Annotated in this window: 4 protein-coding genes and 3 rRNA genes; 4 read left to right on the top strand and 3 right to left on the bottom strand. The window is 52.4% G+C overall.

Going from position 1 to position 22,259, the window contains the following annotated elements:
* Positions 1 to 584: 584 nt before the first annotated feature.
* Positions 585 to 2,131, top strand: a 16S ribosomal RNA gene (locus tag PING_RS12365).
* 18 nt (positions 2,132 to 2,149) lie between these two features.
* Here PING_RS12365 and PING_RS12360 read toward each other — a convergent pair.
* Positions 2,150 to 2,377, bottom strand: a complete 228-nt coding sequence (locus PING_RS12360; protein ID WP_041766469.1) for a hypothetical protein — start codon at positions 2,375 to 2,377, stop codon at positions 2,150 to 2,152.
* Positions 2,378 to 2,760: 383 nt separating this feature from the next.
* Here PING_RS12360 and PING_RS12355 point away from each other — a divergent pair.
* From PING_RS12355 to PING_RS20625, 3 genes are all read left to right on the top strand, one after another.
* A 23S ribosomal RNA gene (locus PING_RS12355) occupies positions 2,761 to 5,652 on the top strand.
* Between the two features lie 306 nt (positions 5,653 to 5,958).
* Positions 5,959 to 6,074 (top strand): 5S ribosomal RNA (gene rrf / locus PING_RS12350).
* Together the 16S, 23S and 5S rRNA genes form the textbook arrangement of a ribosomal RNA operon.
* Before the next feature lie 285 nt (positions 6,075 to 6,359).
* Positions 6,360 to 6,509 carry a hypothetical protein gene (locus PING_RS20625; RefSeq protein ID WP_157035363.1) on the top strand — a complete coding sequence of 50 codons (150 nt, stop codon included), beginning with the start codon at positions 6,360 to 6,362 and terminating at the stop codon, positions 6,507 to 6,509.
* A gap of 255 nt (positions 6,510 to 6,764) precedes the next feature.
* On the opposite strand, the gene PING_RS12345 is transcribed toward PING_RS20625, so the two are convergent.
* Both PING_RS12345 and PING_RS12340 read right to left on the bottom strand, forming a co-directional pair.
* Positions 6,765 to 8,474, bottom strand: a complete 1,710-nt coding sequence (locus PING_RS12345) for a ShlB/FhaC/HecB family hemolysin secretion/activation protein (RefSeq protein ID WP_011770689.1) — start codon at positions 8,472 to 8,474, stop codon at positions 6,765 to 6,767.
* Positions 8,471 to 21,922 (bottom strand): YDG domain-containing protein, encoded by a 13,452-nt coding sequence (locus PING_RS12340; protein ID WP_041766468.1) that lies wholly within the window; start codon positions 21,920 to 21,922, stop codon positions 8,471 to 8,473. Before PING_RS12340 ends, PING_RS12345 begins: the two co-directional genes overlap by 4 nt.
* Positions 21,923 to 22,259 lie beyond the last annotated feature (337 nt).

Here is a 22,259-nt window from a genome sequence, read left to right as displayed (position 1 = left end):
ATTAATTTGTACCTTTTACGTACGATAAAATCCTATTTTGTTTGTTATTTAAGCGGTTGATTTTTTAATGCAAATAAACCCTTGCCAAGGTTCACAAAATCTCTATAATGCGCCTCCACGGAAACGGGAAAGACGCAAGTCAGTCCGGTTACTTAGAACGAAAAAGTTAAGTTTTTAATAACGTATCACGTTGATTAAAAACATTATAATTTTATGTTTTAGCAAGATTAATAATCCTGATAAAACATTAAAAAATAAATATTGACATCGTTTGCAGGTAGCGTAATATACGCACCTCGCCGAAAGGCACGCTCTTTAACAATTTAATCAAACAATCTGTGTGGACACTTATTGTTGATGTGATTTCAAAAAAATCAAAGTCCTTTCTTGTAAAGGCAGTAACTTTTTACTTCGTAAATAGATTGCTCATCAATAAAAGTGACACACGAATAAATTTATTTATTCAGAATAATAAGTTATTCATTATTTTTATACTGAAGCTTTTATACTTAGGTATTGAAATGAAGAGTAATTAGTTTTAGTCAGTTATATTGAGTCGCAGCGCAAGCTGCAAATTAAACTTTAAATTGAAGAGTTTGATCATGGCTCAGATTGAACGCTGGCGGCAGGCTTAACACATGCAAGTCGAACGGTAACAGAGAATAGCTTGCTATTTTGCTGACGAGTGGCGGACGGGTGAGTAATGCTTGGGAATTTGCCTTGTTGCGGGGGACAACAGTTGGAAACGACTGCTAATACCGCATAATGTCTCCGGACCAAAGGTGGCCTCTATTTATATGCTATCGCGACAAGATGAGCCCAAGTGGGATTAGCTAGTTGGTAAGGTAATGGCTTACCAAGGCGTCGATCCCTAGCTGGTCTTAGAGGATGACCAGCCACACTGGAACTGAGACACGGTCCAGACTCCTACGGGAGGCAGCAGTGGGGAATATTGCACAATGGAGGAAACTCTGATGCAGCCATGCCGCGTGTGTGAAGAAGGCTTTCGGGTTGTAAAGCACTTTCAGCGAGGAGGAAAGGGTATTGGTTAATATCCAATATCTGTGACGTTACTCGCAGAAGAAGCACCGGCTAACTCCGTGCCAGCAGCCGCGGTAATACGGAGGGTGCGAGCGTTAATCGGAATTACTGGGCGTAAAGCGCGCGTAGGCGGTTAATTAAGTCAGATGTGAAAGCCCAGGGCTCAACCTTGGAACTGCATTTGAAACTGGTTAACTAGAGTTTTGTAGAGGGTGGTAGAATTTCAGGTGTAGCGGTGAAATGCGTAGAGATCTGAAGGAATACCAGTGGCGAAGGCGGCCACCTGGACAAAGACTGACGCTGAGGCGCGAAGGCGTGGGGAGCAAACGGGATTAGATACCCCGGTAGTCCACGCAGTAAACGATGTCTATTAGAAGTTTGTGGCTATATGCCGTGGGTTTCAAAGCTAACGCATTAAATAGACCGCCTGGGGAGTACGGCCGCAAGGTTAAAACTCAAATGAATTGACGGGGGCCCGCACAAGCGGTGGAGCATGTGGTTTAATTCGATGCAACGCGAAGAACCTTACCATCCCTTGACATCCAGAGAATCTGTTAGAGATAGTAGAGTGCCTTCGGGAACTCTGAGACAGGTGCTGCATGGCTGTCGTCAGCTCGTGTTGTGAAATGTTGGGTTAAGTCCCGCAACGAGCGCAACCCTTATCCTTAGTTGCCAGCACGTAATGGTGGGAACTCTAGGGAGACTGCCGGTGATAAACCGGAGGAAGGTGGGGACGACGTCAAGTCATCATGGCCCTTACGGGATGGGCTACACACGTGCTACAATGGCAAATACAAAGGGTTGCTAGCCTGCGAAGGTATGCGAATCTCATAAAGTTTGTCGTAGTCCGGATCGGAGTCTGCAACTCGACTCCGTGAAGTTGGAATCGCTAGTAATCGTGGATCAGAATGCCACGGTGAATACGTTCCCGGGCCTTGTACACACCGCCCGTCACACCATGGGAGTGGGCTGCACCAGAAGTCATTAGCTTAACCCTTCGGGGATGGCGATGACCACGGTGTGGTTCATGACTGGGGTGAAGTCGTAACAAGGTAGCCCTAGGGGAACCTGGGGCTGGATCACCTCCTTACGTAAAGAGACACATCAGTTAATTCGCTTGCGGATTAATACATCGAAGACTTGCTTGCAAGTGCTTCACAGTACAAGCCTTTCGGCGATTTTGCTCTGCAAATTCACCTTCCGGCTCAAGTTTTTGCTTCGCAAATACTTGATGAGTGTCCACACAGATTGTTTGATTAGAATGATAAAGCGTAATAGCAAATACACTTATTAACTGTTCTTTATAAAGAATAATTAATAAGTGTTTTTTTAACACTGCTCTTTAACAATTAGGAAAGCTGATAAAAGTTCTTTTTATCACACAAAAACAATGGCACTCAGGTGTTGATTGGTGTGATAAATTAAACGAAATTGTTCTCAATTATTAAGATTTATTTTAATAATTGTAATCAAGCAAAAATAAATGTTGTTCAAACTGATACTTTGGATAACGTACGTATCTATTGAATCATTGTTAATTCAATGATTCTTAGGTGCACGAAAAACGAATGTTGTTTTTTGTATTGTAAAATATGAGAAATCGCAAGCGTCTTGGAAACTCAAATAAATACAAAATCTAGATTTTGTTATCTTATGCGTTTTTTGAATGTTATTAACATTCATAAAAACGATTAAAGTGACACCTTTTAGGTGTTGTATGGTTAAGTGAATAAGCGTGCACGGTGGATGCCTAGGCAATTAGAGGCGATGAAGGACGTGGTAATCTGCGATAAGTCCAGGGGAGTTGATAACAAGCGTTATATCCTGGAATTTCCGAATGGGGCAACCCGGCACTTAGTGTCATCGTTAAGTGAATACATAGCTTAACGAAGCGAACGAGGGGAACTGAAACATCTAAGTACCCTTAGGAAAAGAAATCAACCGAGATTCCGATAGTAGCGGCGAGCGAAATTGGAACAGCCCTTAAGCTGTTTAAAAGTTAGTGGAAGGCTCTGGAAAGTGCCGCGATACAGGGTGATAGCCCCGTACACAAAAACTTCTTTACAGTGAAAGCGAGTAGGTCGGGACACGAGAAATCCTGACTGAATATGGGGGGACCATCCTCCAAGGCTAAATACTCCTAATTGACCGATAGTGAACCAGTACCGTGAGGGAAAGGCGAAAAGAACCCCTGTGAGGGGAGTGAAATAGAACCTGAAACCGTGTACGTACAAGCAGTAGGAGCGGACATTGTGTTCCGTGACTGCGTACCTTTTGTATAATGGGTCAACGACTTAATTTCAGTAGCAAGGTTAACCAAATAGGGGAGCCGTAGGGAAACCGAGTCTTAACTGGGCGAATAGTTGCTGGGATTAGACCCGAAACTTGGTGATCTAGCCATGAGCAGGTTGAAGGTTGAGTAACATCAACTGGAGGACCGAACCCACTAATGTTGAAAAATTAGGGGATGACTTGTGGCTGGGGGTGAAAGGCCAATCAAACCAAGAGATAGCTGGTTCTCCTCGAAAGCTATTTAGGTAGCGCCTCGTGTATCACTGTTGGGGGTAGAGCACTGTTTGGGCTAGGGGGTCATCCCGACTTACCAACCCCATGCAAACTCCGAATACCAACAAGTGCAATCACGGGAGACACACGGCGGGTGCTAACGTCCGTCGTGGAAAGGGAAACAACCCAGACCGCCAGCTAAGGTCCCTAAGTATATGTTAAGTGGGAAACGATGTGGAAAGGCTCAGACAGCTAGGAAGTTGGCTTAGAAGCAGCCATCTTTTAAAGAAAGCGTAATAGCTCACTAGTCGAGTCGGTCTGCGCGGAAGATTTAACGGGGCTAAACATATCACCGAAGCTGCGGATGCTTATTTATAGGCATGGTAGAGGAGCGTTCTGTAAGCCGTCGAAGGGAAAGGTGTAAACCATCCTGGAGGTATCAGAAGTGCGAATGTTGACATGAGTAACGATAAGGGAGGTGAAAAACCTCCCCGCCGGAAGACCAAGGGTTCCTGTCCAACGTTAATCGGGGCAGGGTGAGTCGACCCCTAAGGCGAGGCCGAAAGGCGTAGTCGATGGGAAACGGGTTAATATTCCCGTACCCTTTATTATTGCGATGGGAGGACGGAGAAGGCTAGGTGGGCCTGGCGATGGTTGTCCAGGTTCAAGTGCGTAGGCGGGAGACTTAGGTAAATCCGGGTTTCTTTTAACGCTGAGACACGATGTCGAGTCACCAAGGTGATGAAGTCATTGATGCCATGCTTCCAGGAAAAGTCTCTAAGCTTCAGATAATAGAGGATCGTACCCCAAACCGACACAGGTGGTCAGGTAGAGAATACTAAGGCGCTTGAGAGAACTCGGGTGAAGGAACTAGGCAAAATGGTACCGTAACTTCGGGAGAAGGTACGCCTCCGACGGTGACGAGACTTGCTCTCTGAGCTGTTGGAGGCCGAAGATACCAGATGGCTGCAACTGTTTATTAAAAACACAGCACTCTGCTAAATCGTAAGATGACGTATAGGGTGTGACGCCTGCCCGGTGCCGGAAGGTTAATTGATGAGGTTAGACTTAGGTCGAAGCTTTTGATCGAAGCCCCGGTAAACGGCGGCCGTAACTATAACGGTCCTAAGGTAGCGAAATTCCTTGTCGGGTAAGTTCCGACCTGCACGAATGGCGTAATGATGGCCATGCTGTCTCCACCCGAGACTCAGTGAAGTTGAAATCGCAGTGAAGATGCTGCGTCCCCGCGGCTAGACGGAAAGACCCCGTGAACCTTTACTACAGCTTAGCAGTGAACTTAGAGCCTACATGTGTAGGATAGGTGGGAGGCTTTGAAGCGTTGTCGCTAGATGACGTGGAGCCAACCTTGAAATACCACCCTTGTATGTTTTGAGTTCTAACCATGGCCCCTGAATCGGGGTTTGGGACACTGTTTGGTGGGTAGTTTGACTGGGGCGGTCTCCTCCTAAAGAGTAACGGAGGAGTACGAAGGTTGGCTAATCACGGTCGGACATCGTGAGGTTAGTACAATGGTATAAGCCAGCTTAACTGCGAGACAGACACGTCGAGCAGGTACGAAAGTAGGTCATAGTGATCCGGTGGTTCTGAATGGAAGGGCCATCGCTCAACGGATAAAAGGTACTCCGGGGATAACAGGCTGATACCGCCCAAGAGTTCATATCGACGGCGGTGTTTGGCACCTCGATGTCGGCTCATCACATCCTGGGGCTGAAGTCGGTCCCAAGGGTATGGCTGTTCGCCATTTAAAGTGGTACGCGAGCTGGGTTTAGAACGTCGTGAGACAGTTCGGTCCCTATCTGCCGTGGGCGTTTGAGAATTGAGAGGATCTGCTCCTAGTACGAGAGGACCGGAGTGGACGAACCGCTGGTGTTCGGGTTGTATCGCCAGATGCATTGCCCGGTAGCTACGTTCGGAATCGATAACCGCTGAAAGCATCTAAGCGGGAAGCGAGCCTCGAGATGAGTTCTCACTGGAGCTTTAAGCTCCCTAAAGGGCCGTTGGAGACTACAACGTTGATAGGCAAGGTGTGTAAGTGCAGTAATGTATTGAGCTAACTTGTACTAATTACCCGTGAGGCTTAACCATACAACACCTAAGACGTGTTGAGTTGCAGTAGACGCATAGTTGGTCAGTGAATGTTATTAACATTCCCTTTGATTAAGCTAAGAGTTGAAACAACAGTGACCAAGAAAAATAAAAATATGCTTGCGAAACATATTTTACAAAGATTATTGCTTGTATCAAAACACAGAACAATAAACAGCTTTTCTAATTAAATTTTAAAAAGACTTTAGATTGTTGCCTTACGGAAGATTAACAAAAAAACGTTAATCTCCTACCGGCCAAAACAATTTAAAGCTAAAAAAAAGCTCAAGCTTTAAAAAGTTTTTGTTTGGCGACCATAGCATTGTGGTACCACCTGATCCCATTCCGAACTCAGCAGTGAAACGCAATTGCGCCGATGGTAGTGTGGGGTCTCCCCATGTGAGAGTAGGTCATCGCCAAGCGCCTAATAAACGATAAATCCCCATCCTTCGAAAGAAGGGTGGGGATTTTTTCGTTTAAGCGCTTGATGCGATGACTACTCGAACATGGGGAAAGGTAGACAGCAGCAACTAATACGAAAAGCATTAAGTAAGTTTATGGTCACTTGCTTCAAAGGCAAAATTTACGCTCACAAGCCGCTAAGATGAATTTGAATGGTAAATCTGATCATTTTATTAATAGGTTGGTATAAACACTCTGTTCAATAGATTGAATCAACATAACAAATTAATTAATGGAATTGGTCTATGTTATCGGTAGGGTGCGTACCGCAAGAGGCAGAAATTGGTGCGCCGAGCGCACCCTACGGGCTGTTCCATCGCCAATGTATTGCACAAGTCAGGCAATTAAATACGATAATTCAGCCAATTTTGTATTTAAAGATGATGTACATATAATTAATCAGGTTAGTCGAGGATGGAATAATGTTAGGTATTAGCTCGAAGAGGTAAAAACACTCTGCCAAAGGGAGTGGGCAAATCTGATCACTTATTTAATGAGGCTAAAATAGCAATCTTATTATTGGTTCTTAGATCTGATGCCGGTCCCTCTGTCGAGACTGAAGCGCGGCTATTAGCCGGCTTCAGGTTTTAGCTTTTGTAGTGGTGTAAGCAGCTTGACGCTGATATTCTCTGATATTATGTTTCAGATGGTCAGAATCTGCGGGCGATTTCGGCCCATGCGCGGTAGTTTGCAGTATCCTCCAGCAACGCAGGGCGCGTGCCAATAGGGGTGGCGACATGCAGCTGGGCACTCCAGTCCTGAGGCCCCGTCCAATTGACGCCCACACCAGTTCCGCTAAGTGTAGCCGTGTTGTCTGCGCTCGCTTCCGGCCAGAGATCTTTGTTGATTTTAAGATAGGCGGTATCGATGAAAGCGATTCCCTGCCATCGTTGATTCTCATTTGAAAACAGCTCGTGCCGCCATTCGATTGTTCCGGTGTAGCCGCTATCGCCTGAGATTGCACCAGTCTCATAACCACGAACCGTGTAAGCCCCACCGGCGCTGAATTTTTGCGATGAATCTAGATTATCGCCGGCCCATTGACCAGCTACATTGAAATACAGCATGTCTTTGGTAGTCAGTCCCTGCAACCTTCCGATGCTGGCGATCCATTTCTCATAGCGGCCATCGGTTTTTGCCGTTTGTGCATCGTTTGATTGGGCAACTGGATCATCGAAACCAAGCCAGCCAATGTTCGCCTCCAGCTTCCAGACCGTGATCGCGCCGACCAAAAAATTGTCGCGTATATTGCCGTCCAAGCTTGCTGTTAAGTTATTCAGATGACGGTCGGTACGGTTGTCAATGGCGTCCACTCGGTCGCGCAGTTGTAAGTGCTTAAGCTGGAACTTCCCATAGACGTTGGTATCACGGCTGCGAAAAAGTGGTTTCTGTGCCCAAATGCTTGCCGTCCGCGCGCTACCATATGCTTTTAGAGCCTCCAGTGGCTCGCCGAGTTTATAGCTCAATGCTGACACCTCTCCTCCCAAGTGAGTACCATTTCCATCGATTAGCGTATCGTAGGAGAGACGTCCATAGTTCATATTAGCGCCAGCGCTGAGAATGCTAATACTGAGTACATCGCCATGATGTAGTTGATTGACGAAGAACACAGAGCCTGCTATACGTGTATTACCTGTATAGCTACTGCCATTATTATCGAGGGTGATATTGCCTGTCACCGACGGACCAGATTGGACAGTAGTGACAATTAAATCAGTAGTCCCTTTGCTCTTGCCCGGTTTCAATAGGCCTTTCACCTTAACTCCTGGCACATCGGACAGAAGCAACAATGTACGGTTAAGTGGGGTTTGATTGATCAGTTGCCCAGTCTCAAGCGGAGCAAGTGCAGATTGCAGCAATTGACTCTGCACCTGACTGGAATCATTCAGACTAATATCCCCATAGCGTCCTTCGATAACTTCGACCCTGACGATACCATCCCGGACCACTTGCGCTGGAATGACAACACGTACCAGCGGATAGTTCTTGCCACTGTAATAAGCAGGGATTGCAGCGATCAAAGCTTCCAGCCGGTTCAGTGGCATGCTTTGCCCCTCGGCTTGTACCACCAATGCATGCAAGGTTTCTGTATCGAACAAGGTATTACCTGTAATAAGCAACTTTGTAATAGAAAATGGTGCGCCCGATGGTGTGGGCTTATCAGGAATTTGATCTATCTCCTGCAATGGCCCTATTCGTGCAGGAGTAGGAGTAGGAGCAGGGGATTGGAGCGGCTTAATTTGTTGTAGTATCGTGCCCGCCCCGGGAATTATTTGGTTTTGCGCGAGCGCGGGGGATGCAACCAACTGCACCGCGAGAACATATAACAATTTGTTTTTTATATAATATTTTTTTTTCATTGTGCACTCTCTATATTATTATCTTGTAGCATGATGCCACCATCCTGTATATCTAAGTTAGCGTTCAGGCCAAACATCGCCGTAGTCTCCATTTTATCTGCCGAAGCGACACCACTTAGTGAGTCTTCAGCGGCATTTCCGCCGCTTGTATTTCCGTCGTTCGCATTGCTACCGCTCTCATTACCTGTAGTAGGGGTCGGTTCAGCACTGACAGTATTCGTTACTACGATCGGTAGTGACAGGCTCAACATGGGCGGTTTGGTACTCACACTGGACAAGTAATTAGCCGATCCTGCAGCAGCGGGCTCTACTGGCGATTGAGCCACAGGTAGCGCGGTGATATCCGCCGTAAAGTCGGTCGGATTAGTAATATTGTAATTGCTTGCCAGGCCGGTGATGGTATCAACACCCGTCACGGTAACTGTTTTGCCATTCTCTGCGTTCTGGTCGCTGAACTGGCCGCTTAAATCAAGCGCCTCGCTGCCAATTAGGCCATTAAAGGTAATATTGGTCAGTGCAGCAACATCATCGCCATCGTAGGTTTTGTTATTGGCGGTAGCATTCACCGTGACGTCTTTGGCGGTAATGTCGGCTGTCAGGCCGGTTGGATTGGTAATATTGTAATTGCTGGCCAGGCCGGTTGTGGTATCAACGCCTGCTACGGTAACACCTTTATTAGTAGCCGCATTCTGGTCGCTAAATTGGCCGCTTAAATCAAGCGCCTCGGTGCCGATCAGGCCGCTAAAGGTGATATCCGTCAGCGCGGCAACTGTATTTCCATCGTAGGTTTTGTTATTGGCGTTGGCATTAACCGTTACGTCTTTGGCGGTAATGTCAGCGACCAGGCCGGTCGGATTGGTAATATTATAATTACTTGCCAGGCCGGTGGTGGTATCAATGCCTGCCACGGTGACGCCTTTATTAGCAGCCGCGTTCTGGTCGCTGAACTGGCCGCTTAGATCAAGCGCCTCGCTGCCAATTAGGCCATTAAAGGTAATATTGGTCAGGGCAGCAGCCGTATTGCCATCGTAGGTTTTGTTATTGGCGTTGGCATTCACCGTGACGTCTTTGGCGGTAATGTCAGCTACCAGGCCGGTCGGATTAGTAATATTGTAATTGCTTGCCAGGCCAGTGGTGGTATCAACGCCTGCCACGGTGACGCCTTTATTAGCAGCCGCGTTCTGGTCGCTGAACTGGCCGCTTAGATCAAGCGCCTCGCTGCCAATTAGGCCGTTAAAGGTAATATTGGTCAGTGCAGCAACCGCATCACCATCGTAGGTTTTGTTATTGGCGGTGGCATTCACCGTGACGTCTTTGGCGGTAATGTCCGCTACCAGGCCGGTCGGATTAGTAATATTGTAATTGCTTGCCAGGCCGGTTGTGGTATCAACGCCTGCCACGGTGACGCCTTTATTAGCAGCCGCGTTCTGGTCGTCGAACTGGCCGCTTAAATCAAGCGCCTCGCTGCCGATCAGGCCGTTAAAGGTAATATTGGTCAGTGCAGCAACCGTATTGCCATCGTAGGTTTTGTTATTGGCAGTGGCATTAACCGTGACGTCTTTGGTGGTAATGTCCGCTGTCAGTCCAGTCGGATTGGTAATATTATAATTACTGGCCAGGCCGGTGGTGGTATCAACACCCGTTACGGTAACGACTTTATTGGTAGCCGCGTTCTGGTCGCTAAACTGGCCGCTTAAATCAAGCGCCTCGCTGCCGATTAGGCCGTTAAAGGTAATATTGGTCAGTGCAGCAACTGTATTGCCATCGTAGGTTTTGTTATTGGCAGTGGCATTAACCGTGACGTCTTTGGCGGTAATGTCAGCTACCAGGCCGCTCGGATTGGTAATATTATAATTACTTGCCAGGCCGGTGGTGGTATCAACGCCTGCCACGGTAACGCCTTTATTGGTAGCCGCGTTCTGGTCGCTGAACTGGCCGCTTAGATCAAGCGCCTCGCTGCCAATTAGGCCGTTAAAGGTAATATTGGTCAGTGCAGCAACCGCATCACCATCGTAGGTTTTGTTATTGGCGGTGGCATTCACCGTGACGTCTTTGGCGGTAATGTCCGCTACCAGGCCGGTCGGATTGGTAATATTATAATTACTTGCCAGGCCGGTGGTGGTATCAACGCCTGCTACGGTAACGCCTTTATTAGCAGCCGCATTCTGGTCGCTAAACTGGCCGCTTAAATCAAGCGCCTCGCTGCCAATTAGGCCATTAAAGGTAATATTGCTCAGTGCAGCAACATTATCGCCATCGTAGATTTTGTTATTGGCGGTGGCATTCACCGTGACGTCTTTGGCGGTAATGTCCGCTACCAGGCTGGTCGGATTGGTAATATTGTAATTACTTGCCAGGCCAGTGGTGGTATCAACGCCTGCTACGGTGACGCCTTTATTAGCAGCGACGTTCTGGCCACTGAACTGGCCGCTTAAATCAAGCGCCTCGCTGCCGATCAGGCCATTGAAGGTGATATCCGTCAAGGCAGCAGTCGTATTGCCATCGTAGGTTTTGTTATTGGCGGTGGCATTCACCGTGACGTCTTTGGCGGTAATGTCGGCTGTCAGGCCGGTTGGATTGGTAATATTGTAATTGCTGGCCAGGCCGGTGGTGGTATCAAAGCCTGCTACGGTAACGCCTTTATTAGCAGCCGCATTCTGGTCGCTGAACTGGCCGCTTAGATCAAGGGCCTCGCTGCCGATCAGGCCATTAAAGGTAATATTGGTCAGTGCAGCAACATTATCGCCATCGTAGGTTTTATTATTGGCGGTGGCATTCACCGTGACGTCTTTGGCCGTAATGTCCGCTGTCAGGCCGGTTGGATTGGTAATATTGTAATTGCTGGCCAGGCCGGTTGTGGTATCAACGCCTGCTACGGTAACGCCTTTATTAGTAGCCGCGTTCTGGTCGCTGAACTGGCCGCTTAAATCAAGCGCCTCGCTGCCAATTAGGCCATTAAAGGTAATATTGGTCAGTGCAGCAACCGCATCGCCATCGTAGGTTTTGTTATTGGCGGTGGCATTCACCGTGACGTCTTTGGCGGTAATGTCGGCTGTCAGGCCGGTTGGACTGGTAATATTATAATTACTCGCCAGGCCGTTTGTGGTATCAACGCCTGCTACGGTAACGCCTTTATTAGCAGCCGCATTCTGGTCGCTAAATTGGCCGCTTAAATCAAGCGCCTCGGTGCCGATCAGGCCGCTAAAGGTGATATCCGTCAGCGCGGCAACTGTATTACCATCGTAGGTTTTGTTATTGGCGGTGGCGTTAACGGTCAAGTCTTTGGCGGTAATGTCGGCTACCAGGCCGGTTGGATTGGTAATATTATAATTACTGGCCAGGCCGGTGGTGGTATCAACACCCGTTACGGTAACGCCTTTATTGGCAGCCGCATTCTGGTCGCTGAACTGGCCGCTTAGATCAAGGGCCTCGCTGCCGATCAGGCCATTAAAGGTAATATTGGTCAGTGCAGCAACATTATCGCCATCGTAGGTTTTATTATTGGCGGTGGCATTCACCGTGACGTCTTTGGCCGTAATGTCCGCTGTCAGTCCGGTCGGATTGGTAATATTATAATTGCTGGCCAGGCCGGTGGTGGTATCAACGCCTGCCACGGTGACGCCTTTATTAGCAGCCGCGTTCTGGTCGCTGAACTGGCCGCTTAAATCAAGCGCCTCGGTGCCGATCAGGCCATTGAAGGTGATATCCGTTAGTGCAGCAGTCGTATTGCCATCGTAGGTTTTGTTATTGGCGGTGGCATTAACCGTTACGTCTTTGGCCGTAATGTTCGCTGCCACGGCTTGCCCGCTCGCTAGGCTGTAGTTGCCGGCCAGACCGCCATTGCTGCCGTTGGTCAGGGTGGTGGTATCGATCGTGACCAGATTAGCGTCCGCCACATTATTGCTGTTAAAGCTTGCGGTGCCGTTGACGCCCAGTGTTTCTGCACCGACCAGACCAGCGGTGATAGAGAGTGTTGGTGCCGCGGTGCCGTTGCCGTCATAGATTTTGCTTGGCGCTGCCACTGTGGCGGTTAATGCTTTGGCGGTGATGCTCGCTGCCACGGTTTGCCCGCTCACCAGGCTGTAGTTGCCGGCCAGACCACCATTGCTGCCATTGGTCAGGGCGGTGGTATCGACCGTGATCAGATTAGCGTCCGCCACCTTCTTGCTGTTGAAGCTGGCGGTGCCGTTGACGCCCAGTGTTTCTGCACCGACCAGACCAGCGGTGATAGAGAGTGTTGGAGTCGCTGTGCCGTTGCCATCATAGATTTTGCTTGGCGTTGCCACTGTGGCGGTTAATGCTTTGGCGGTGATGCTCGCTGCCACAGTTTGTCCGCCCACCAGACTGTAGTTGCCGGCCAGACCGCCATTGTCACCGTTGGTCAGGGTGGTGGTATCGACTGTGACCAGATTAGCGTCCGCCACATTCTTGCTGTTGAAGCTGGCGGTGCCGTTGACGCCCAGTGTTTCCGCACCGACCAGACCAGCGGTGATAGAGAGTGTTGGAGCCGCTGTGCCGTTGCCGTCATAGATTTTGCTTGGCGCTGCCACCGTTGCCGTTAATGCTTTGGCGGTGATGCTCGCTGCCACAGTTTGTCCGCCCACCAGACTGTAGTTGCCGGCCAGACCGCCATTGTCACCGTTGGTCAGGGTGGTGGTATCGACTGTGACCAGATTAGCGTCCGCCACATTATTACTGTTAAAGCTTGCTGTGCCGTTGACGCCCAGTGTTTCTGCACCGACCAGACCAGCGGTGATAGAGAGTGTCGGTGCCGCGGTGCCGTTGCCGTCATAGATTTTGCTTGGCGCTGCCACTGTGGCGGTTAATGCTTTGGCGGTTATGCTCGCTGCCACGGTTTGCCCGCTCACCAGGCTGTAGTTGCCGGCCAGACCGCCATTGCTGCCATCGGTCAGGGTGGTGGTATCGATCGTGACCAGATTAGCGTCCGCCACATTATTGCTGTTAAAGCTGGCGGTGCCGTTGACGCCCAGTGTTTCTGCACCGACCAGACCAGCGGTGATAGAGAGTGTCGGTGCCGCGGTGCCGTTGCCGTCATAGATTTTGCTTGGCGCTGCCACTGTGGCGGTTAATGCTTTGGCGGTTATGCTCGCTGCCACGGTTTGCCCGCTCACCAGGCTGTAGTTGCCGGCCAGACCGCCATTGCTGCCATTGGTCAGGGCGGTAGTATCGACCGTGACCAGATTAGCGTCCGCCACATTATTGCTGTTAAAGCTTGCGGTGCCGTTGACGCCCAGTGTTTCCGCACCGACCAGACCAGCGGTGATAGAGAGTGTTGGAGTCGCTGTGCCGTTGCCATCATAGATTTTGCTTGGCGCTGCAACTGTTGCGGTTAATGCTTTGGCGGTGATGCTCGCTGCCACAGTTTGTCCGCCCACCAGACTGTAGTTGCCGGCCAGACCGCCATTGTCACCGTTGGTCAGGGTGGTGGTATCGACTGTGACCAGATTAGCGTCCGCCACATTATTGCTGTTAAAGCTTGCGGTGCCGTTGACGCCCAGTGTTTCTGCACCGACCAGACCAGCGGTGATAGAGAGTGTCGGTGCCGCGGTGCCGTTGCCGTCATAGATTTTGCTTGGCGCTGCCACTGTGGCGGTTAATGCTTTGGCGGTTATGCTCGCTGCCACGGTTTGCCCGCTCACCAGGCTGTAGTTGCCGGCCAGACCGCCATTGCTGCCATTGGTCAGGGCGGTGGTATCGACCGTGACCAGATTAGCGTCCGCCACATTATTGCTGTTAAAGCTTGCGGTGCCGTTGACGCCCAGTGTTTCTGCACCGACCAGACCAGCGGTGATAGAGAGTGTTGGAGCCGCTGTGCCGTTGCCATCATAGATTTTGCTTGGCGCTGCAACTGTTGCGGTTAATACTTTGGCGGTGATGCTCGCTGCCACAGTTTGTCCGCCCACCAGACTGTAGTTGCCGGCCAGACCGCCATTGCTGCCGTTGGTCAGGGTGGTGGTATCGATCGTGACCAGATTAGCGTCCGCCACATTATTGCTGTTAAAGCTTGCGGTGCCGTTGACGCCCAGTGTTTCTGCACCGACCAGACCAGCGGTGATAGAGAGTGTTGGAGCCGCTGTGCCGTTGCCGTTATAGATTTTGTTTGGCGCTGCCACCGTGGCGGTTAATGCTTTGGCGGTGATGCTCGCTGCCACAGTTTGTCCGCTCGCCAGGCTGTAGTTGCCGGCCAGACCGCCATTGCTGCCGTTGGTCAGGGTGGTGGTATCGACCGTGACCAGATTAGCGTTGGCCACATTCTTGCTGTTGAAGCTGGCGGTGCCGTTGACGCCCAGTGTTTCCGCACCGACCAGACCAGTGGTGATAGAGAGTGTCGGTGCCGCGGTGCTGTTGCCGTCATAGATTTTGTTTGGCGCTGCCACCGTGGCAGTTAATGCTTTGGCGGTGATGGTGCTGGCCGTATTATCAGCGTAGCTAACGCTGTAGTTGCTGGCGTTAGTGCCGTCAGAGACGGTCACGCCGCTGGTGGTGACCGTCTTGTTGCCGCTGCCGACGTTCTTGTCGGTAAAGGCGAAGGTGCCACCGGTGAGGGTGTCGCCCGTAAACAGGGTACCGCTGGTCACTGCGGCTGTACCCGATGCCGTCAGGCTGCCGTCATAGGTTTTGCTGATGTTATTGGCACCCAGGGTCAAGGCCGCTTGATTGATGGTGCTGGTTACATTATCGGCATAACTGAGGTTGTAGTTACCAGCGTTAGTGCCATCAGAGACAGTCACGCCGCTGACGGTGACGGTCTTGTCGCCGCTGCCAACGTTCTTATCGGTAAAGGCGAAGGTGCCACCGGTGAGGGTGTCGCCCGTAAACAGCGTACCGCTGGTGACTGCGGCTGTACCCGATGCCGTCAGGCTGCCGTCATAGGTTTTGCTGATGTTATTGGCACCCAGGGTCAGATCGGCTTGGGTGATACTGACCGCACTGTCAGCAATGCTCAGTGCGTTGTAGTTTGTGGAAAGGCCGCCGTCGACGCCGTTACCTAAGTCGAGGCCATCGAGGTTGACTAGTCCTGTTGCGGACTGCACATCTTTGCTGGCTAGGTTGCCGGTAGCGCCGGTGCCGTTAACCGCAAAGGTTTCGCCGTTGACGCCGGTTGCGGTGAGTACACTACCTGTAACCCCGTTGGTGCCGTCGTAGATACGCGTACCGTTGAGGGTCAGATCTGCCTTGTCGATGGTCAAGATGCCATCCACTGAACTGAAGTCGTAGTTGCTGGATGCCAAACTGCCAACACCGGCGGTAATCGTTGCCGTGCCGGCACCGGTTGTGGCATCGGCGGTGGTGGTGGTGGCGCTGCCGGCCCCCGTCAATACGCTGTCGGTCTCGCCATTGACAAAACCGGTCAGGCTGCTGGTCAGGGCGGGGTTGACGGCACCGTAGGTGCGGCTCTGGTTATCGGCCGTGACCGTTAGCGCGGCCTTGTCGATGGTCAAGATGCCATCCACTGAACTGAAGTCGTAGTTGCTGGATGCCAAGCTGCCAACACCGGCGGTAATCGTTGCCGTGCCGGCACCGGTCGTGGCGTCGGCGGTGGTGGTGGCGCTGCCGGCCCCCGTCAATACACTGTCGGTCTCGCCATTGACAAAACCGGTCAGGCTGCTGGTCAGGGCGGGATTGACGGCACCGTAGGTGCGGCTCTGGTTATCGGCTGTAACCGTTAGCGCGGCCTTGTCGATGGTCAAGATGCCATCCACTGAACTGAAGTCGTAGTTGCTGGATGCCAAGCTGCCAACACCGGCGGTAATCGTTGCCGTACCGGCACCGGTCGTGGCGTCGGCGGTGGTGGTGGCGCTGCCGGCCCCCGTCAATACACTGTCGGTCTCGCCATTGACAAAACCGGTCAGGCTGCTGGTCAGGGCGGGGTTGACGGCACCGTAGGTACGGCTCTGGTTATCGGCCGTGACCGTTAGCGCGGCCTTGTCGATGGTCAAGATGCCATTCACTGAACTGAAGTCGTAGTTGCTGGATGCCAAGCTGCCAACACCGGCGGTAATCGTTGCCGTACCGGCACCGGTCGTGGCGTCGGCGGTGGTAGTGGCGCTGCCGGCCCCCGTCAATACACTGTCGGTCTCGCCATTGACAAAACCGGTCAGGCTGCTGGTCAGGGCGGGATTGACGGCACCGTAGGTGCGGCTCTGGTTATCGGCTGTAACCGTTAGCGCGGCCTTGTCGATGGTCAAGATGCCATCCACTGAACTGAAGTCGTAGTTGCTGGATGCCAAGCTGCCAACACCGGCGGTAATCGTTGCCGTACCGGCACCGGTCGTGGCGTCGGCGGTGGTGGTGGCGCTGCCGGCCCCCGTCAATACACTGTCGGTCTCGCCATTGACAAAACCGGTCAGGCTGCTGGTCAGGGCGGGGTTGACGGCACCGTAGGTACGGCTCTGGTTATCGGCCGTGACCGTTAGCGCGGCCTTGTCGATGGTCAAGATGCCATTCACTGAACTGAAGTCGTAGTTGCTGGATGCCAAGCTGCCAACACCGGCGGTAATCGTTGCCGTACCGGCACCGGTCGTGGCGTCGGCGGTGGTAGTGGCGCTGCCGGCCCCCGTCAATACACTGTCGGTCTCGCCATTGACAAAACCGGTCAGGCTGCTGGTCAGGGCGGGATTGACGGCACCGTAGGTGCGGCTCTGGTTATCGGCCGTGACCGTTAGCGCGGCCTTGTCGATGGTCAAGATGCCATTCACTGAACTGAAGTCGTAGTTGCTGGATGCCAAGCTGCCAACACCGGCGGTAATCGTTGCCGTACCGGCACCGGTCGTGGCGTCGGCGGTGGTAGTGGCGCTGCCGGCCCCCGTCAATACACTGTCGGTCTCGCCATTGACAAAACCGGTCAGGCTGCTGGTCAGGGCGGGGTTGACGGCACCGTAGGTACGGCTCTGGTTATCGGCCGTGACCGTTAGCGCGGCCTTGTCGATGGTCAAGATGCCATTCACTGAACTGAAGTCGTAGTTGCTGGATGCCAAGCTGCCAACACCGGCGGTAATCGTTGCCGTACCGGCACCGGTCGTGGCGTCGGCGGTGGTGGTGGCGCTGCCGGCCCCCGTCAATACACTGTCGGTCTCGCCATTGACAAAACCGGTCAGGCTGCTGGTCAGGGCGGGGTTGACGGCACCGTAGGTACGGCTCTGGTTATCGGCCGTGACCGTTAGCGCGGCCTTGTCGATGGTCAAGATGCCATTCACTGAACTGAAGTCGTAGTTGCTGGATGCCAAGCTGCCAACACCGGCGGTAATCGTTGCCGTACCGGCACCGGTCGTGGCGTCGGCGGTGGTAGTGGCGCTGCCGGCCCCCGTCAATACACTGTCGGTCTCGCCATTGACAAAACCGGTCAGGCTGCTGGTCAGGGCGGGATTGACGGCACCGTAGGTGCGGCTCTGGTTATCGGCTGTAACCGTTAGCGCGGCCTTGTCGATGGTCAAGATGCCATCCACTGAACTGAAGTCGTAGTTGCTGGATGCCAAGCTGCCAACACCGGCGGTAATCGTTGCCGTACCGGCACCGGTCGTGGCGTCGGCGGTGGTGGTGGCGCTGCCGGCCCCCGTCAATACACTGTCGGTCTCGCCATTGACAAAACCGGTCAGGCTGCTGGTCAGGGCGGGGTTGACGGCACCGTAGGTACGGCTCTGGTTATCGGCTGTAACCGTTAGCGCGGCCTTGTCGATGGTCAAGATGCCATTCACTGAACTGAAGTCGTAGTTGCTGGATGCCAAGCTGCCAACACCGGCGGTAATAGTTGCCGTGCCGGCACCGGTCGTGGCGTCGGCGGAGGTAGTGGCGCTGCCGGCCCCCGTCAATACACTGTCGGTCTCGCCATTGACAAAACCGGTCAGGCTGCTGGTCAGGGCGGGATTGACGGCACCGTAGGTACGGCTCTGGTTATCGGCGGTGACCGTTAGCGCGGCCTTGTCGATGGTGCTGGTCGTGTTCTTGATATAACTGACGTTGTAGTTGTCATTGTGGGTACCATCACCAACTGTAACACCGCTGGTGGAGACCGTTTTGTTGCCGCTGCCGGCGTTCTTATCGGTAAAGGCGAAGGTGCCACCGGTGAGGGCATCGTCAGCAAACAGCGTACCGCTGCTTATAATTGCCGTACTCGACGCTGTTTTGAGGCCGTCGTAGGTCTTAGTGATGTTGTTGGTGCTCAGTGCCAAGGGGGCTTGCGTGATGGTCAGCGCAACATCGGCAACGGTGAAATAGGAGGACAGTGCTGTATTGGTCAAAGTAAGTAATGGGGTGATGGTGTAGTCACCTGCATTGACATCTGTGGTCGGAAAGCTTGCGGTCATAATATCGACGCAGCATGAAGATGACAGGGCTGTTGTGCCGCTGTATGCGCTGCCATCGTAAGTTTTTGTGAAACTTGTGGTCGATAGCGTCAGCGTCTTGTCTATATTTGCAAGAACAGGGTTGCCGCCAGTGACTGTCTTCCAGATATCGCCGGAAGTATCAATTGTTCCACCTTCCTCGATAGTGGCGCGAGCAGCGTTCGTTACTATGCCATCCTTGTCGGTCACTGTGCCTGAAGAATAGCTGGTTGCAGCAATGGTTCCACCGGTCTGATTATCTCCGACTAAACCACCTATTCCGGCAGCGTAGCCGATCACATCCCCTGCGGCATAGGTATTAGCAAGTAATCCTGCGTTGCTGCCCACTAATCCGCCCACGGAGGCGCCATTGGTCGCCGTGGCGTTATAGATTAAGGGTGTGCTGTTGTTATCTGCGGTAACATGTTCTGCGATGGAACGAGCCGCACCAGTCACATTACTCACAGAAAAACTTTGGCTGATCGCTCCCGAAGTATTGCTACCGGCCAGGCCGCCAGTGCCAGCACCACCGCCGTTGACCTTGCCTGAGGCAAAGCTGGCCATGATTATACCGCTGGTGTTACTGCCAATCAGTCCACCGGTGCCTGCGCCGACGCTCTCGACATTGCCGGTGGCGTAAGTGTTGATAATAGCCTCGGAACCCGCGCTGCTGCCGACGAGACCGCCGGCAGCAGCGCCGTCACCCAGCACGTCGCCGGACGCACAGCTATTGGCAATCGTGCCCGAGGCCGATGTGCTGCCCACCAGGCCGCCAGTGGCGGAACCTGTGTTGGTTACATCGCCAGTCGCATAACTATTACTGATATTGCCGGAGTTGACGGCAAGGCTGCCTACTAGCCCGCCCGCGCCGGAGCCACCTGCTGCAGGAGTGGCGTTGACATTGCCAGTCGCGTAACTGTCACTGATATTGCTGGGTGCTCCCGTATCGTCGCCGGCAATACTGCCGACCAGCCCGCCGCTGGCCGCATCGCCGGCCACATTGCCGGTCGCATAGCTGAAGCTGATATTGCTGGCATTGCCCGACGCTGCGCCGGCAATACTGCCGACTAGTCCGCCGGTGCCGGCATTGCCCTTCACCGTCGTGCCGGTGGCGTAGCTGTTGCTGATTTCGCAGCCGCCTATACCGGCAATGCTGCCGACCAGCCCGCCGGTGCCGGCATCGCCGTCCACCTTGCCGGTCGCATAGCTGTTACTGATGATGCTGGCATTGGTGCCGGCAATGCTGCCCACCAGGCCACCGGTACCAGCCTTGCCCGTCACATCACCTGTGGTGTAGCTGTTGCTGATATTGATGGCGCCGGCACCGGCAACGCTGCCTACCAGGCCGCCGGTGTCGGCGGCAGCGGCAGCGGTGTTCACATTCTGTGTTGAATAGACGTTGCTGATGGTGCTGATGGTGGTGCTGGCGACGCTGCCGGCCAGCGCGCCGGTACCGGCACCGCCGGTTACTTGACTGCCTATCAGGCCTAGGTTGCTGATTGTCGCCCCCTGGATCTCTGGAAACAAGCCGTTGCCGTTGGATATACTGTGCCCCAGACCGTCGAAGCTGCCGCCAAAAGAGGTGATCGTCATGGCAGTTGATCCATCGATATTGCTGCCCAGCGCATAGTGGCCTGTTGAGCTTATTACATCGGCAGTACTGCCAATAACAGTGTAAGGATTACCGTCTATGGTGAGAAGTCCGGTGCCGGTGCGCGGCGTCGTGATCGTGCCAACCGTGTCTGAAAAGTCTACCCGGCCACTGAAGCCACTGCTGTCCAGTCCAACATTGACCTTGCCACTGTTGTTACCGTCGCTATCAGACTGCAGATCAAGGCTGGAGGTGCCGCTGGCGGTTATTACGGCATTGATATTAATGTCGTTATGGGCCTTTAGGGTCAGTTTGTTGGCTGACCATTCAACTTCGGCGTCAACATTGATATCGCCCGCCTCAGTGCCGCTGTCAACGCTAACAGTTTCGATGATTACATTGTTGCTGCCCAAGTTAGTGGTCAGCGTGTCGGCGCCGATGCCGCTGTCGGTTTTCACTGTGCTGCCCGATGAAATAGTGAAATCGGTCGGATCGATTAGCCAGGTGCCGATTTTCCCCTTTGCAGACTGAGTCGTGACTTTGGCATCATCGGCAATATGCACATGGGCAGCTGAGGTGTCGATATAGCCGCCATCGCCGCCGTCCGGTGCCGAAGCATCAAGCGTACCGTCGATATCGGCGGTGCCGGCTGCCATGCCGCCCAGGATGGTTATATTGCCTGGTAAATTTTCGACCGTGCGCGCCTGGATCACGCCGGTATTACTCACCAGACTCTCCTGCAGCGTGGCCTTGGCACCGGCTGTTAGGAGCACCCTACCTCCATCGGCTTGAATCAACCCGCCGTTTTTGGCAAGACTGTCCAACATGCTCTGGTCGATTTCAATACTGGTCAGATGATTGTCTTTGAAGGTCAGTATCGCAGAATTACCCGCGGCTAGCCCAACACTGCCGAGCGGGGCGGTAATCGTTCCCTGGTTGCTGACACTGTTGCCTAGCAGCGCCACGTAACCGCCGTCGGCTGCATTGATTGTTCCCTGATTGACGATCGCCCCGTCGCCATCGCCACTGAACGAGCGAACATTACCGTCTATATTGGCGTCATTGGTATCCAGCGTCGAGGCGACTAGTCCGCCAACATTTACCTGCGCGCCTTCCCCGAACAGGACACCGTTCGGGTTGATCAGAAAGACTTGGCCGTTGGCATTGATGCTACCCAGAATCTGGCTGCCGTTGGTATCAATAATATGGTTGACCGCAAGCGATGAAGCACCCGGCTGCTCGAAATTAACCGTCTCGCTGCTGCTGACGTTGAAGCTATCCCAGTTCAAGGAAAGGTTCTGACTGTTTTGCGAGATGACGGTGGTGGTGCCGGACTGAGTGATGCCAGCGCTACCGGTAAGAACTTGCCCATTCTGCGGCGCGGCTATTACGGCAAATCCGGGCAGCGATAGCGCCACTGCAATCAGTTTCTTATTGTTGCCTTTGCCGCGTTCCCGCGTGTTGGCTTTGCCGCGTTCCTGCGTGTCTGCCGCCACCGCAACCCAGCATTTCATAGTTTGACTCCAAACTAGATGGGCTCTTTTGTTCAATGATTGATGGCGCATAATGACAATTCCTTTTGTGGGTTTTACAGAAGCTTGATTTTTCATTCGCAAGAAGAAGCCCTTGGTTTGTTAAAATATAAAACCAGAGGCTCCTCAAAGAGAAAATAAAGACTTCTCAAAGACAACTAAAATAGTTGTACAGTAAACGCACTATACTTTATTGTTCCTTATAAAACTTTTTTATTATGGTATTACATTATAATTATTTTTTCTTTTCAAACAGCGCCTTAACTAAAATAAATTGGATTTTTTTTGCGCTGTTATCAGTCTGCTGACCCACTGTATG

It is taken from the genome of Psychromonas ingrahamii 37 (assembly GCF_000015285.1).
Lineage (GTDB): Bacteria > Pseudomonadota > Gammaproteobacteria > Enterobacterales > Psychromonadaceae > Psychromonas > Psychromonas ingrahamii.
This window is presented reverse-complemented; position numbering and strand designations above follow the sequence as displayed.

What these genes read in the sequence shown, in the direction of transcription:
- PING_RS12345 (WP_011770689.1), bottom strand. Translation starts at nt 8,474, where the DNA reads ATGAAAAAAAAATATTATATAAAAAACAAATTGTTATATGTTCTCGCG.
- PING_RS20625 (WP_157035363.1), top strand. Translation starts at nt 6,360, where the DNA reads ATGTTATCGGTAGGGTGCGTACCGCAAGAGGCAGAAATTGGTGCGCCG.
- PING_RS12340 (WP_041766468.1), bottom strand. Translation starts at nt 21,922, where the DNA reads ATGAAATGCTGGGTTGCGGTGGCGGCAGACACGCAGGAACGCGGCAAA.